General features: G+C 65.8%; 15 protein-coding genes and 2 rRNA genes (1 of these 17 only partly in view). 10 read left to right on the plus strand and 7 right to left on the minus strand.

Features of this window, described 5'->3' with window-relative positions:
• From F788_RS0102755 to F788_RS0102765, 3 genes are all read left to right on the plus strand, one after another.
• Positions 1-543 (plus strand): 23S ribosomal RNA (locus F788_RS0102755) (it extends 2336 nt beyond the left edge of the window).
• An 87-nt stretch (positions 544-630) separates the two neighbouring features.
• Positions 631-746 (plus strand): 5S ribosomal RNA (gene rrf / locus F788_RS0102760).
• Positions 747-844: 98 nt separating this feature from the next.
• Complete coding sequence (locus F788_RS0102765) at positions 845-1051, plus strand: hypothetical protein (protein WP_018870626.1); 207 nt, start codon at positions 845-847, stop codon at positions 1049-1051.
• 25 nt (positions 1052-1076) lie between these two features.
• Here the strand turns inward: F788_RS0102765 and F788_RS0102770 are convergent, their stop codons facing one another.
• Genes F788_RS0102770 through dapA form a run of 3 tightly spaced genes read right to left on the minus strand, consistent with a single transcriptional unit; the run spans position 1077 to position 3927 of the window.
• Positions 1077-1838, minus strand: coding sequence for an MBL fold metallo-hydrolase (locus F788_RS0102770; RefSeq protein WP_026332684.1), 762 nt, complete (start codon positions 1836-1838; stop codon positions 1077-1079).
• A 24-nt stretch (positions 1839-1862) separates the two neighbouring features.
• Positions 1863-3041, minus strand: coding sequence for an outer membrane protein assembly factor BamC (gene bamC, locus F788_RS0102775; RefSeq protein WP_019589178.1), 1179 nt, complete (start codon positions 3039-3041; stop codon positions 1863-1865).
• Positions 3042-3048: 7 nt separating this feature from the next.
• Positions 3049-3927 carry a 4-hydroxy-tetrahydrodipicolinate synthase gene (dapA, locus tag F788_RS0102780; protein ID WP_019589179.1) on the minus strand — a complete coding sequence of 293 codons (879 nt, stop codon included), beginning with the start codon at positions 3925-3927 and terminating at the stop codon, positions 3049-3051.
• 170 nt (positions 3928-4097) lie between these two features.
• On the opposite strand from dapA, the gene F788_RS0102785 reads away from it, so the two are divergent.
• Genes F788_RS0102785 through F788_RS0102795 form a run of 3 tightly spaced genes read left to right on the plus strand, consistent with a single transcriptional unit; the run spans position 4098 to position 6624 of the window.
• Entirely contained in the window at positions 4098-4652 is a 555-nt protein-coding gene (locus F788_RS0102785; protein WP_018870622.1) for a glycine cleavage system protein R, read from the plus strand.
• Positions 4653-4684: 32 nt separating this feature from the next.
• Positions 4685-5158: a peroxiredoxin gene (locus F788_RS0102790; RefSeq protein WP_018870621.1), complete on the plus strand. Its 474-nt coding sequence runs from the start codon at positions 4685-4687 to the stop codon at positions 5156-5158.
• 44 nt (positions 5159-5202) lie between these two features.
• Positions 5203-6624 (plus strand): PhoH family protein, encoded by a 1422-nt coding sequence (locus tag F788_RS0102795; RefSeq protein WP_019589180.1) that lies wholly within the window; start codon positions 5203-5205, stop codon positions 6622-6624.
• Between the two features lie 37 nt (positions 6625-6661).
• Here F788_RS0102795 and queD read toward each other — a convergent pair whose 3' ends face one another.
• Genes queD through xseB form a run of 4 tightly spaced genes read right to left on the minus strand, consistent with a single transcriptional unit; the run spans position 6662 to position 10221 of the window.
• Positions 6662-7045, minus strand: coding sequence for a 6-carboxytetrahydropterin synthase QueD (gene queD, locus F788_RS0102800; protein ID WP_019021382.1), 384 nt, complete (start codon positions 7043-7045; stop codon positions 6662-6664).
• Between the two features lie 45 nt (positions 7046-7090).
• Entirely contained in the window at positions 7091-9001 is a 1911-nt protein-coding gene (dxs, locus tag F788_RS0102805; RefSeq protein WP_019589181.1) for a 1-deoxy-D-xylulose-5-phosphate synthase, read from the minus strand.
• Positions 9002-9017: 16 nt separating this feature from the next.
• Positions 9018-9914, minus strand: a complete 897-nt coding sequence (gene ispA, locus F788_RS0102810) for a (2E,6E)-farnesyl diphosphate synthase (RefSeq protein ID WP_019589182.1) — start codon at positions 9912-9914, stop codon at positions 9018-9020.
• Positions 9915-9936: 22 nt separating this feature from the next.
• Positions 9937-10221, minus strand: coding sequence for an exodeoxyribonuclease VII small subunit (gene xseB / locus F788_RS0102815; protein ID WP_018870616.1), 285 nt, complete (start codon positions 10219-10221; stop codon positions 9937-9939).
• Positions 10222-10419: 198 nt separating this feature from the next.
• Between xseB and F788_RS0102820 the strand changes: the two genes are divergently transcribed.
• The 4 genes from F788_RS0102820 to F788_RS0102835 all read left to right on the plus strand — a co-directional run bounded on the left by F788_RS0102820 (position 10420) and on the right by F788_RS0102835 (position 13262).
• Entirely contained in the window at positions 10420-10839 is a 420-nt protein-coding gene (locus F788_RS0102820) for a rubrerythrin family protein (RefSeq protein WP_018870615.1), read from the plus strand.
• A gap of 90 nt (positions 10840-10929) precedes the next feature.
• Entirely contained in the window at positions 10930-12276 is a 1347-nt protein-coding gene (locus tag F788_RS0102825; protein ID WP_019021379.1) for a heterodisulfide reductase-related iron-sulfur binding cluster, read from the plus strand.
• 21 nt (positions 12277-12297) lie between these two features.
• Positions 12298-12603 (plus strand): encapsulin-associated ferritin-like protein, encoded by a 306-nt coding sequence (locus F788_RS0102830; protein WP_019021378.1) that lies wholly within the window; start codon positions 12298-12300, stop codon positions 12601-12603.
• Positions 12604-12650: 47 nt separating this feature from the next.
• Positions 12651-13262 carry a DUF3501 family protein gene (locus F788_RS0102835; RefSeq protein ID WP_019589183.1) on the plus strand — a complete coding sequence of 204 codons (612 nt, stop codon included), beginning with the start codon at positions 12651-12653 and terminating at the stop codon, positions 13260-13262.
• Positions 13263-13294: the final 32 nt, after the last annotated feature.

Raw genomic sequence — 13294 nt, forward strand, 5'->3', positions numbered from 1 at the left:
GTCGAGCAGGTGCGAAAGCAGGTCTTAGTGATCCGGTGGTTCTGTATGGAAGGGCCATCGCTCAACGGATAAAAGGTACTCCGGGGATAACAGGCTGATACTGCCCAAGAGTCCATATCGACGGCAGTGTTTGGCACCTCGATGTCGGCTCATCACATCCTGGGGCTGAAGCAGGTCCCAAGGGTATGGCTGTTCGCCATTTAAAGTGGTACGCGAGCTGGGTTTAGAACGTCGTGAGACAGTTCGGTCCCTATCTGCCGTGGGCGTCGGAGATTTGACAGGATCTGTCCCTAGTACGAGAGGACCGGGATGGACGCACCTCTGGTGTTCCGGTTGTCACGCCAGTGGCATTGCCGGGTAGCTAAGTGCGGAAGGGATAACCGCTGAAAGCATCTAAGCGGGAAACCCACCTGGAGATGAGATCTCCCTGGAGCTTCGAGCTCCCTGAAGGGCCGTTGAAGACGACAACGTTGATAGGCTGGGTGTGGAAGCGCGGTAACGCGTGAAGCTAACCAGTACTAATTGCCCGTGCGGCTTGACCATATAACACCCAAATGGTTGTTGGTCTCTTCTGACACATCACCTAGTTGCATTCCGAATTTGGACAGTGAGCGCTGTCCAGCCAGTTTGCCTGGCGGCTATAGCGAGCAGGAACCACCCGATCCCATCCCGAACTCGGAAGTGAAACTGCTCTGCGCCGATGGTAGTTAGGGGCCTCCCCTCGTGAGAGTAGGTCACCGCCAGGCATTTACACCGAAAGCCCGATTCCTCTTGCGAGGTGTCGGGCTTTTTTTATGCCTGATTTTGTGCCCGTGTGACGCCGGACGATCGGCGGGAGGTGGCTGTGGCGAACAAGCGGACGGATGGTGGCCTGGTGGTCGTGGGCCTGGTGCTTATTGCCGTGGGGGCGTATGCGCTGCTGGGGCAGCAGGTCCATTTCTCGCCGATCGCCCCCCGTGAGGATGGCGGGTTTGGCGGGTGGTTCGCGACCGTGGTGGGCGTTGTGATGATCCTTGGCGGGCTGTATTTCCTGCGCGAATCGCGGAAGTAGCCATCGGCAGCCAGGGGGCGGCTCCCTAGAGCTCGCGCCAGCTGAACCCTTCTTCCTGGGTGGCGAGTTCCATCTCGGTCGGGGCCGCGCCGACGCCCTCTGCAAGCGCTTTCCGGGCGTGGTCGGGATGGTTGTTGTCGCTGGACAGGTGCATCCCGATCAGGGAGCGCAGCTTTCGGTTGTCGGCCCGCCGGAGCAGGTCACGCGCCGCGTGATTGGGGAGGTGGCCCCATCCTCCGCGAATGCGCTCCTTGAGACGCTCGGGGTACGGGCCGGCCTGGAGCATATCCGGCTCGTGGTTGCATTCGAGCAGGAGGCCGTCGGCCCGGGCGGCGATCTCGACCATGTGGGGCGTGACATGGCCGGCATCGGTCATTAGTGCCAGCTCGCGGTCGCCATCGGACAACGTGAACTGCGTGGGTTCCCGCGAGTCATGCGGGACGGTGAACGGAATCACCCGCAGGTCGCGGATCTCGATCGGCGAGTCGCTGGTGATTTCCAGGGTGCTGGGGAAGCGATTGTCACGGGCGGCACGAAGGGTGCCGTGGGAAGCGTATACGGGGATTCCGTGGCGTCGGGAGAACGCCCCGGCGGCACCGATATGGTCACCGTGCTCGTGCGTGATCAGGAGCGCGTCCAGCTTGTCCGGCTGCAGGCCGGCGCGCGCGAGTCGACGTTCGGCCTCCTGCGCGGAGAAGCCGCAGTCGATCATGATGCAGGTGTGGCGGGCCCGAACGACCAGTGCGTTCCCGCCGCTTCCGCTTCCAAGAGAACAGTATTGCAGCATGCCGACAGCGCCGGTGCTCGGTGATCAGCGGCGAAAGCCTTCCTCGATCTTTTCGAGGAGGAACCGGGTGTCGTCCTCGTCCAGCGGTTCGCCGTCGATGTCCCGTGCACGCAGGAGGGACTGGCCGTTGTCCGCGGAGAGTTCGATCCGGTAGCGCGTGTCTGCGCGGCGGTCACCGCGACCGAACAGGCGGCTGAAGAAGCCACCTTCGTCTTCGTCGGCGCTGTCCGGGCGATAGGTGACTTCGTGCACGCCGCTGCGTCGGTCGCGTTCGTCGACGAGGAGGCCGGAACGGTCGAGGCGCGTGCCGAGGTGCCGCCATACCTGGTCCGTTTCGCTGTCAAAGCGAAGAACCAGTTCGTCGCCGACATTCTCGATGCGAGCGCCCGGCACCCGCTGGACCTCGGATTCGTCGGCGCGCTGACCGCCTTCGCCGGGGTCGCCGGTGAGCAGGAACAGGCGCAGACGATTGAGCATTTCCGCCTCCAGTTCCGGATCGGAGGGGCGGGAAACCCAGAGGAAGCGTTCTTCGCCCACGGGCTGTTCTTCGGCCCCGCGATGGGTGATGTAGACTGCGGTGCGACCGTCGTCCTCGCGTTCGACGCGCAGGCGGTACCGGTCACGGGTGTTCGAATCGTAGAGACCGCCAATGGTCCGGGCGATGAAACCGCGGGTGCCGCTGAACGGGATACCGGCGCGGTCTTCGGCCCACTGGGTTTCCATGATGCCGACTTCCGGTTCGTTGCGTTCCAGCGGCAGGTTCTGGCTGTCCCAGAACGCGGCCAGGCGATTCCACAGGTCGTCCGGGTCGGTATCGACCGTCAGCCAGCGCGTATCGCCGTCACGCCAGATCTGTACATCGCTGTCTTCGGGCAGGACCTGGACCGCGCCGGCTCGCGGCGCCAGGGCGCCCGTTCCGCCGGGTGTAGCGGTCTGTCGGGTATCGGGCTGCTGCATCTCGCGGGCGCTGACGCGTTCTCCCGGCGCGTCGGGGACGCGGTAGCCGTCGCGGCTGTCGGGGGCACTGAGTTCGGGCGGAACCTCGAGGTCAGGGGCCTGACGGGATTCCTGATATACCGGGCCACGGTCATCGGTACCGGCGCAGCCGGCGGTACCCAGTGCGAGGGCGACGGCCAGCGGCAGCGCCGCGGGCAGGTAAGCGCGTACGGTCGTACGAGCGGAAAAGGACGAAAAACGGGTCATGAACGGTTCATACCTCGATGCCGGCCTGGCGCATGGCGTCCAGAACCGGGGCGTGAAACGGAGCTGAAAGCGGTGTCAGCGGGAGGCGGATGCCTTCTTCCATCATGCCCATCTGCTGCAGCGCCCATTTGACCGGGATCGGGTTGGCTTCCAGGAACAGGGCCGAGTGCAGTCCGTCCAGCTGGCGGTTGATCTCGCGGGCTCGTTCGGCATCGCCTTCGCGTACCGCTCGGCACATCTCCGACATCAGACGCGGCGCGACGTTCGCCGTGACCGAGATGACGCCGTGGCCGCCGGCCAGCATGAAGGCAAGTCCGTTGGCATCCTCGCCGCTGAACAGGTCCAGGCGGCTGCCGACGCGTTCGACCAGTTCGGCGGTGCGCTCGTTGCTTCCGGTGGCTTCCTTGATGCCCACGATGTTGGGCACCGCGGCAAGGCGTTCGACCGTTTCGGGCAGGATGTCGACCGCCGTCCGACCGGGCACGTTGTACAGGATCTGCGGGATGTCCACCGCCTCGGCGATGGCCTTGTGATGCAGATACAGGCCTTCCTGGGTGGGCTTGTTGTAGTAGGGGGCGACCAGCAGGCAGGCATCGGCACCGGCTTCCTTCGCGCACCGGGTCAGGGCGATGGCCTCGCGGGTGGAGTTGGCTCCGGTTCCGGCAATGACCGGGAGCCGGCCATCGATGGTGCGCACGACGTGCGCGATGGCCTCGCAGTGTTCGTCGAAATCGAGGGTGGCCGATTCGCCGGTGGTGCCCACGGCGACGATGGCGTCGGTACCCGACTCGACATGGAATTCCAGCAGCCGATCCAGCGCTGGCCAGTCCAGGCTGCCATCGGCGTGCATCGGGGTCGTGAGCGCGACCATGCTGCCTTGAAACATCGCCCCCTCCAGGACAAGTAATGGTGCAGTCTAACGGGGGACTGACAGGGCATTCAAGAAAGCGCCGCGTTGGCCTGTACCCGGGGAGGTGATATGTTCCGGCATCATGATCCACGCGATGCGCCATTGCCGTTCGCCATCCAGCTCGCCGGTTGCAGGAGGCCGGGCCCGTGGCTGAGGTCGTCGGGGCCGGTACGCACACCGAACTGGTGCTGAGCCTGCTGGGGCCGGACCGGCCGGGCCTGGTGACCCAGGTGACCCAGCACGTCGCCGAATCCGGTTGCAATCTGGAAGCCAGCCGCATGGTGGTGCTTTCCGGCTACGCCTGCATGGCGGTGACCGCCAGCGGAAACTGGAAGACCCTGGCGACCCTGGAAGGGCGGCTGGAACGTCTGGAACGCGAGAGCGGGCTGGTGGTGACCGCGCGTCGCGGGCCGCTGGAGGAGGCCGGAGAGGCCGCCATGGCCTATGCCGTGGACGTCATCGCCCTGGATGCCCCGGGGCTGCTGCACGGCCTGGCGAACTTCTTCGCCACGCGGGGCGTCAACCTGCGGGATGTACAAAGTCGCGTCTACACGGCGCAGCAGACAGGCGCCCGCATGTTCGCGGCGAACATCGTGATCGACATCCCGGCCGCGCAGCATCTGGCGACGCTGCGGGGCGAATTCATGGACTTCTGCGACGAACTCAATCTCGACGGGGTGCTGGAGCCGATCAAGGCCTGAATGCCGCCCCGTCCCCGACCGGAGACACGAAAATGACGGTTGCGATCGATCAGCCCGTACCTGCCGATATCCGCCTGCCGGCCACCGGCGACCGGGAGCTGGCGCTGGAGGATTTCCGCGGGCGCATGGTGGTCCTGTATTTCTACCCCAAGGACAACACGCCGGGGTGTACCAACGAGAGCCGTGACTTTGCCGAGCGTCTGGCCGATTTCGAGGCAGCGGGGGCGGTGATCCTCGGGTGCTCGCGCGACAGCGTGAAGAGCCACGAGAATTTCCGCAGCAAGCAGGAGCTGCCGTTCGACCTGCTCAGCGATGCGGACGAGCGCCTGTGCGAGGCCTTCGACGTCATTGGCATGAAGAACATGTACGGCAAGCAGGTGCGCGGCATCGAGCGCTCCACGTTCCTGATCGACGCGGACGGCGTGCTGCGCCGGGAATGGCGCAAGGTGAAAGTCCCCGGCCACGTGGACGAGGTGCTCGCCGCGGTGCGTGAACTCTCGGGCTGACATCGAGCGCGTTTCTGCCCCTGCCCCTGCGCCCCGGAGGCCCGATGATCGAAGACCGCGAACCCGACCGTCATCTGTTCGTGCTGGACACCAACGTCCTGATGCACGACCCCACCGCGCTGTTCCGTTTCAAGGAACACGACATCTTCCTGCCGATGGTGGTCCTGGAAGAGCTGGACCGGGGCAAGAAGGGGGTCTCCGAGGTGGCGCGCAACGTGCGTCAGGTGAGCCGGTTCATCGACGAGCTGATGACCGGGGCCACCCACGAAGCGATTGTCGCCGGGCTGTCGCTGACCGCGACGTCGCTGGAGGACTCGGATCTCGGCGGCCATGGCCGGCTGTTTTTCCAGACCCGCAGCCTGAATTCGCACTTGCCCGAGTCGCTGCCGGGCTCTTCGGCCGACAACGATATCCTCAGCACCGCACGGGCGCTGGAAGAGGAGCTCCCGGATGTCCGGGTGACCCTGGTGTCCAAGGACATCAACCTGCGCATCAAGGCTGCGGTGATCGGCCTGCATGCGGAGGATTATCACAACGACCAGGTGCTGGATGACGTTTCTCTGCTGTACTCGGGGATGCAGGAGCTGCCCGGGGACTTCTGGGACACCCACGGCGCGGCGATGGATTCCTGGCAGGAGGCCGGCCGGACCTATTACCGGGTGAAGGGGCCGCTGGTTGCGGAATGGCATCCCAACCAGTTCGTCTATCGAGAGGGCGAACAGCCCCTGAGTGCCATCGTGCTGGAGGTGGATCGGCCGGCCGAGAGCGCCGTGATCGAGCTGGTGGACGACTACATGAATCCCCGGCACACCGTCTGGGGCATCAATGCCCGCAACCGCGAGCAGAACCTGGCGCTCAATCTGCTGATGGATCCGGAGGTCGATTTCGTCTCGCTGGTGGGAGCGGCGGGGACGGGCAAGACCCTGCTGACCCTCGCGGCCGGCCTGGCGCAGACGCTCGAGGACGGGACCTACAAGGAAATCATCATGACCCGGGTGACGGTGCCGGTGGGCGAGGACATTGGCTTCCTGCCGGGTACCGAAGAGGAGAAGATGACTCCGTGGATGGGGGCCCTGATGGACAACCTCGAGGTCCTCGGCGGCAACACCGAAGGGGCCGGGGAATGGGGCCGGGCGGCCAGCGGGGACATCCTGACCAGCCGTATCAAGATTCGCTCGCTCAACTTCATGCGCGGGCGTACCTTCCTCAGCCGCTACATCATCCTGGACGAGGCGCAGAACCTCACCAGCAAGCAGATGAAGACGCTGATCACCCGTGCCGGGCCGGGGACCAAGATCGTCGCGCTGGGCAACATCGCGCAGATCGATACCCCGTACCTCACCGAGACCACCTCGGGGCTGACCTATGTGGTGGACCGCTTCCGTGAATGGACGCACAGCGGGCATATCACGCTCACCCGCGGCGAGCGCTCGCGGCTGGCGGATTACGCTTCCAACAACCTGTAGGTGGCGCAGGGGTTGCTGGAGCGAGCCGGGTGTCTGGCTAGCCGTCCTCGCTGTAGCGCACGCAGGCGCGGTCGGTCTCCCACAGGGTCAGGGCGCTGACGCGCAGCCCCGGGCGGTTCAGGCGTTCCGCCATCTCGCGGAAGAACCAGCGGGCGATGTTCTCCGCGGTGGGATTGACGGTGTCGAACGGCGGCACGTCGTTGAGGTAACGATGGTCCAGCTGCCCCGCGATCTCGCGTGCGGCGCTCTTGACCACCTTGAAATCCACCGCCATTCCTGTGTCGTCCAGGGTTTCGGCCTCGACCTCGGCTTCCACCTTCCAGTTGTGGCCGTGCATGTTCGCGCACTGCCCCGGGTAATCGCGCAGGGTGTGCGCGGAGGCGAAGTCGGTCAGGACGCGCAGGGTATAGCGGGCACTCATGTTCGGATTCCGGAAGCGGTCGGCCGGCGGGCCGGGAGATGGCTGTCAGCCTGCAAAGCCTAGCCGGCCGCCCGGTGCGGCGCAATTCTCCTGCCCGGCCGCGTGGCGAATCGCTGCCAGCACGCCGGCGGTATCGAGACCGCATTCGGCGAGGATGGTCTCGCGCGGCCCGTGTTCGGTGAAGCGGTCGGGGATGCCGAGGGTCTGGCAGGGGATGTCCAGCCCCTCGGCCGACAGCCACTCCAGGACCGCGCTGCCGGCGCCGCCGGCGCGGGCATGATCCTCCAGCGTTACCAGGCGGTCGTGTTCCGCCGCCAGGCGGGCCAGGCGGGCGGTATCCAGAGGCTTGACGAAGCGCATGTTGACGACCGTCGCATCCAGGGCTTCGCCGGCCTCCAGCGCCGTATCCAGCAGGGCGCCGAAGGACAGGATGGCGATGCGTTCCCCCGCACCGTCCGGGCCCGCCTCGCGACGGATCTCGGCCTCGCCCACCGGCAGCGGATCCAGACGGTCGCCCGGCTCCGTGCCCGGGCCGCTGCCGCGCGGATAGCGCACCGCGGCCGGGCCGTTCCAGGCAAAGCCGGTCGCCAGCATGCGGCGGCATTCGGCCTCGTCGGCCGGGGCCATCAGCAGCAGGTTGGGTACGCTGCGCAGCAGGGCGATGTCGAAGGTACCGGCATGGGTGGGGCCGTCGGCGCCGACGATGCCGGCCCGGTCGATGGCGAACAGCACCGGCAGATCCTGCAGGGCGACATCATGGATGACCTGGTCCATGGCCCGCTGCAGGAAGGTCGAGTAGATCGCGACCACCGGGTGCTGGCCCTCGCAGGCCATGCCGGCCGCCAGGGTCACTGCGTGCTGCTCGGCGATGCCGACGTCGAAGTAGCGCTGCGGGTACTGTTCGGAGAAGGCGACCAGGCCCGAGCCCTCGCGCATCGCCGGGGTGATGCCCAGCAGGCGCTCGTCGGCCGCCGCCTGGTCGCACAGCCACTGGCTGAAGACGTCGGTGTAGGTCGGTGCCTTCGGGCCGGAGGGGGCGAGACCGTTCTCCGGTTCGAACTTGGACACGCCGTGATAGCGGCAGGGGTCCTCTTCGGCCGGGGCATAGCCCTGGCCCTTGCGGGTGACCACGTGCAGCAGCTGCGGTCCGTGCCCGCCGCGCAGGTTCTTGAGGATGCCGGCCAGACCGCTGACATCGTGACCGTCGACCGGCCCGAAATAGCGAAAGCCCAGTTCTTCGAACAGCGTACCGGGCACCAGCATGCCCTTCATGTGCTCCTCGGCGCGCTGGGCGAACGCCTTCATCGGCGGCACGAACTCCAGCATGCGCTTGGAGCCCTCGCGCATCGAGCTGTACAGGCGCCCCGACAGCAGCCGGGTGAAGTACTGGTTCATCGCGCCCACGTTGGGCGAGATGGACATGTCGTTGTCGTTGAGGATGACCAGCAGGTTGCAGTCCAGCTCGCCGATGTGGTTGAGCGCCTCGAAGGCCATTCCGGCGGTCATCGCGCCGTCGCCGATCACCGCCACGTGGCGCCGGTCGAGGCCTGCGTGGCGGGCGGCCAGGGCCATGCCCGCGGCGGCGCTGATGGAGGTGCTGGAATGCCCGGCGCCGAAGGCGTCGTATTCGCTCTCCGCGCGCTTGGGGAAGCCCGCCAGTCCGCCGTGCTGGCGCAGGGTCGCCATGGCCTCGCGCCGCCCGGTCAGGATCTTGTGCGCATAGGCCTGGTGCCCCACGTCCCAGACGATCCGGTCGTCCGGGGTATCAAAGGCGTAGTGCAGGGCGATCGCCAGTTCCACCGTCCCGAGGTTGGCGGCCAGATGTCCGCCGGTGCGCGAGACACTGTCGATCAGGAAGGTGCGCAGCTCCCGGGCAATCTCCGGCAGTTCGGCGCCCGGCCGGGCGCGCAGATCGGATGGCCACTCGATGGCATCGAGGAGGGGGGTGGCTTGCATCGCGGAGGGCACCGGCTCAGTGGATGCGGTCGACAATGTAACGCGCGAGATGGCGAAGCAAATCGGCCTCTGCATCCAGGGGTTGCAGCGCCTCCAGGGCCTGGTCGACCAGCGCCACCGCGCGTTCGCGCGAGGCTTCCAGGCCCATCAGCGCGGGGAAGGTCGACTTGTCCAGGCGCGCATCCGCTCCGCAGGCCTTGCCCAGGGTCTCCGGATCACCCTCGACGTCCAGGATGTCGTCGCGGATCTGGAAGGCCAGGCCGATGCATTCGGCGTAGTCGGTCAGGCGCGCCAGCAGGGCGTCGTCGGCGCCGCCGGCCAGCCCGCCCAGGCGAACCGAGGCGCGGATCAGGGCGCCGGTCTTCAGCCGGTGCATGCCCTCTAGCCCCGGCAGATCCAGGCGCCCGCCGCAAGCTCCCAGGTCGATGGCCTGGCCCCCGGCCATGCCCTGCAGGCCGGCGGCACGGGCCAGTTCCTGCAGCATGACCGGGGCGCGCCCGGCCGGCAGTGCCGCCGCCCCGCTCGACAGCGTGACAAAGGCCTGCGCCTGCAGGGCATCGCCGGCGAGGATCGCGGTGGCTTCGTCGTAGGCCCGATGACAGGTCGGGCGCCCGCGCCGCAGGTCGTCGTCATCCATCGCCGGAAGGTCGTCGTGGATGAGCGAGTAGACGTGGATCATCTCCACCGCCGCGGCTGCGGCATCCAGCGCGTCCTGCGGGGCCCCCAGGGCCTCGCCGGTGGCATATACCAGCAGCGGGCGCAGGCGCTTGCCGCCGGAGAGGGTGGCATAGCGCATTGCCTCGATCAGCCGGGCGTCGGGCGCGCCGGCCGGATCGAGGGCTCGGTCCAGGACCCCCTCGATGCGTTCCTGATACGCGGGGATGGCCTGTTCGGGCGAGGTGGTGGCTGTCACGTCGGGCGTCCGCGGGTCCGGATCAGAAGGGCACCGGGTCATCGTCATCCGTCGCGGGCGGGGTCCCGCTGGCGGCTTCCGGGTTGCCGGAGGTTTCGGTGGTCAGGGCTTCCATGCGCCGCTGGGCCTCGTCGAGGGCCCGCTGGCAGCGATCGACCAGCTGCATGCCCTGCTGGAACTCCTCCAGCGACTGTTCCAGACCCAGCTCGCCCGACTCCATGCGGGCCACCAGGGTCTCCAGGGCCTCCAGGCTGGCTTCGAAGTCGGCCGGGGTTCCGGGTGCGGGATCGGGAGTCTCGTCGGACATGGCGATTGTCGGCTGCAAAAACGGCCAAAGTACCGGATCCGCGCGTGCGTGAAAAGCACGAGGGGGCAGGTTGACAGGGCCGGGGACAGGGCATACATTTGCCGTACGGTTTAGACAGAGTCTAAATCACTGTCTGCACTCGATGCGACACTCGCTCGCTGTGTCTGTGTAGAACCCATACGAAGAAGGAGAGACATCATGGATCTGAAAGGCAGCAAGACCGAAGAAGCCCTGAAGGAAGCGTTTGCCGGCGAATCGATGGCGAACCGTCGCTATCTGTACTTCGCTTCGAAGGCGGACGTGGAAGGCTACAATGACGTGGCTACCGTGTTCCGCTCCACCGCGGAAGGTGAAACCGGCCACGCCCATGGGCATCTCGAGTACCTCGAGGACTGTGGTGACCCGGCCACCGGCCTGGAATTCGGTGGTACCGAAGCCAACCTGAAGACCGCGGTCGCCGGCGAGACCCACGAGTACACCGACATGTACCCGGGCATGGCCAAGACCGCGCGCGACGAAGGCTTCGACGAAGTCGCCGACTGGTTCGAAACCCTGGCCAAGGCGGAGCGTTCCCACGCCAACCGCTTCCAGAAGGCGCTGGACCAGCTGGACGACTGATCGTCGCGGCTCGTGTCCCGCAGCGGGGCCGGCTCAGCCGGCCCCGTCTTGTCTGCAAGAACAGAACAATCAGAACATCCGGAGGGATGAATGTCTGCGCCGACCCATCAACGTGAAGGCAGTCTCGAAGCCCCGACCCGCCATCCACTGGACTGGAAGAACCCCGAGTTCTACAACGAGGAATCGTTGTTCAACGAACTCGAGCGCGTCTTCGATATCTGCCACGGCTGCCGGCGCTGCGTCAGTCTGTGTCATTCATTCCCCACGCTGTTCGATCTGGTCGACGAATCCGAGACCATGGAAGTCGACGGGGTCGACAAGAAAGATTTCTGGCAGGTGGTGGATCACTGCTACCTGTGCGACCTGTGCTACCTGACCAAGTGCCCCTACGTCCCGCCGCACGAGTGGAACGTGGATTTCCCGCACCTGATGCTGCGGGCCAAGGCATTCCGGTTCCAGAACGAGGGTGCGAAGACCTCGCACAAACTGCTCTCCAGTACCGACACGGTGGGCAAGCTGGCGGGCATTCCGGTGGTGGCCGGTGCGGTCAACGCGGCCAACAAGAACGGAACCGTGCGCAAGCTGCTGGACAAGACCGTCGGCGTGCACCCGGACGCCCCGGTGCCCGAGTATCACTCGAACAAGGGCCGTTCGCGCGTGTCGAAGGTGTCCGGCGGGGTGAGCAACCCGGAACCGGCCGGTGCCACTCAGGGCCGGGTCGCGCTGTATGCCACCTGCTACGGCAACTACAACGAGCCGCACCTGGTCGAGGACCTGGTCAAGGTCTTCGAGCACAACGGCATCGAGGTCACGCTGGTCGAGAAGGAGCAGTGCTGCGGCATGCCCAAGCTCGAGCTGGGTGACCTGGAGTCCGTGGAGGCCTCCAAGGACGCGAACATCCCGGCGATGAAGAAGATGATCGACCAGGGCTACGACATCGTCGCCCCGGTGCCATCCTGCGTGCTGATGTATAAGCAGGAACTGCCCCTGATGTTCCCCGACGAACAGGACGTGGCCACGGTACGCGATCGTATCTTCGACCCGTTCGAGTACCTGATGGAGCGCCACAAGGACGGCAAGCTGAACACCGACTTCCCGGAAAAGCTGGGCAAGATCGCCTATCACGCCGCCTGCCATCTGCGCGTGCAGAACATGGGCCTGAAGACCCGCGATCTGCTCAAGCTGGTGCCGGACACCGAGATCGAGACCGTCGAGCGCTGTTCCGGGCATGACGGTACCTATGGCGTGAAAAGCGAGTTCTACGAGACGGCCAGCAAGATCTGCCGTCCGGTCGTGAACCGCGTGACCAAGGCCGAGGCCGACCACTTCTCCAGTGACTGCCCGATGGCCGGCCACATGATCGAGAACGGCATGAAGGACGACGACAAGCAGCCCGAGCACCCGCTGACGCTGCTGCGTCAGGCCTACGGGCTGTAACACCCATCAGGAGGGAAGCGAATGGCCAGTGACAGCTACCACGAACCGGTCGAGGAGCTCAGCGACGAATCGCGCGAGATGCATCGCGCCATCGTTTCGCTGATGGAAGAGCTCGAGGCGGTCGACTGGTACCAGCAGCGCATGGACGCCTGCAAGGATCCCGAACTGAAGGCGATCCTCGCGCACAACCGCGACGAGGAGATCGAACATGCGGCGATGGTGCTGGAGTGGATCCGGCGCCGGAACCCGGTGTTCGATCGCGAACTCAAAGACAATCTCTGGTCCGACAAGGACTACACCGACAAAAGCCAGCATCACGACCACTGATGCCCCGTGCGGGTGATGTGGCTCCCGGTGCTCGAGGAGGTGAGAACATGGTAACGGAGGAAAACGTGGACAAGCTCAGCCGTGACGACCTGTATTCCCTGGAACAGTATTCCGAGGTACGGCCCAAATTCCGCCGCGACGTGATGGAGCACAAGCGCCACCGCGTGCTGCAGATCGGTCCTGCGGTCACCCTGCACTTCGAAGACCGCATGACCATGCAGTACCAGGTCCAGGAGATGCTGCGGGTCGAGAAGATCTTCGACCGCGAGGGCATCGAGGACGAACTGGGTGCCTACAACCCGCTGATCCCGGACGGCTCCAACTGGAAGGCGACCATGATGGTCGAATTCCCCGACGCGGACGAGCGCAAGGTGCAGCTGTCGAAGCTGATCGGCATCGAGCGCGTGACCTGGGTGCAGGTGGAAGGCCACGACAAGGTCTACCCCATCGCCAACGAAGACCTCGACCGCGAGACCGAGGACAAGACCTCGTCGGTGCACTTCCTGCGCTTCGAGCTGACGCCCGCAATGGTGTCGGCGGCCAAATCCGGCGCGGCCATCGCCGCCGGCGTGGACCACGAGAACTACAACCACCGCGTGGATGCCGTGCCCGAGGGCATGCGCGAATCCCTGGCGGCGGATCTCGACGCCGTGAACTGACGCGCGGACTCCCGCTCGCAGCAGTGAAAAAG

The organism is Thioalkalivibrio sp. ALE10 (assembly GCF_000381385.1).
Classification (GTDB): Bacteria; Pseudomonadota; Gammaproteobacteria; order Ectothiorhodospirales; family Ectothiorhodospiraceae; genus Thioalkalivibrio.

Coding starts and splice junctions, on each gene's coding strand:
- F788_RS0102770 (WP_026332684.1), bottom strand. CDS start 1,838: ATGCTGCAATACTGTTCTCTTGGAAGCGGAAGCGGCGGGAACGCACTG.
- bamC (WP_019589178.1), bottom strand. CDS start 3,041: ATGACCCGTTTTTCGTCCTTTTCCGCTCGTACGACCGTACGCGCTTAC.
- dapA (WP_019589179.1), bottom strand. CDS start 3,927: ATGTTTCAAGGCAGCATGGTCGCGCTCACGACCCCGATGCACGCCGAT.
- F788_RS0102790 (WP_018870621.1), top strand. CDS start 4,685: ATGACGGTTGCGATCGATCAGCCCGTACCTGCCGATATCCGCCTGCCG.
- F788_RS0102795 (WP_019589180.1), top strand. CDS start 5,203: ATGATCGAAGACCGCGAACCCGACCGTCATCTGTTCGTGCTGGACACC.
- queD (WP_019021382.1), bottom strand. CDS start 7,045: ATGAGTGCCCGCTATACCCTGCGCGTCCTGACCGACTTCGCCTCCGCG.
- dxs (WP_019589181.1), bottom strand. CDS start 9,001: ATGCAAGCCACCCCCCTCCTCGATGCCATCGAGTGGCCATCCGATCTG.
- xseB (WP_018870616.1), bottom strand. CDS start 10,221: ATGTCCGACGAGACTCCCGATCCCGCACCCGGAACCCCGGCCGACTTC.
- F788_RS0102820 (WP_018870615.1), top strand. CDS start 10,420: ATGGATCTGAAAGGCAGCAAGACCGAAGAAGCCCTGAAGGAAGCGTTT.
- F788_RS0102825 (WP_019021379.1), top strand. CDS start 10,930: ATGTCTGCGCCGACCCATCAACGTGAAGGCAGTCTCGAAGCCCCGACC.
- F788_RS0102830 (WP_019021378.1), top strand. CDS start 12,298: ATGGCCAGTGACAGCTACCACGAACCGGTCGAGGAGCTCAGCGACGAA.
- F788_RS0102835 (WP_019589183.1), top strand. CDS start 12,651: ATGGTAACGGAGGAAAACGTGGACAAGCTCAGCCGTGACGACCTGTAT.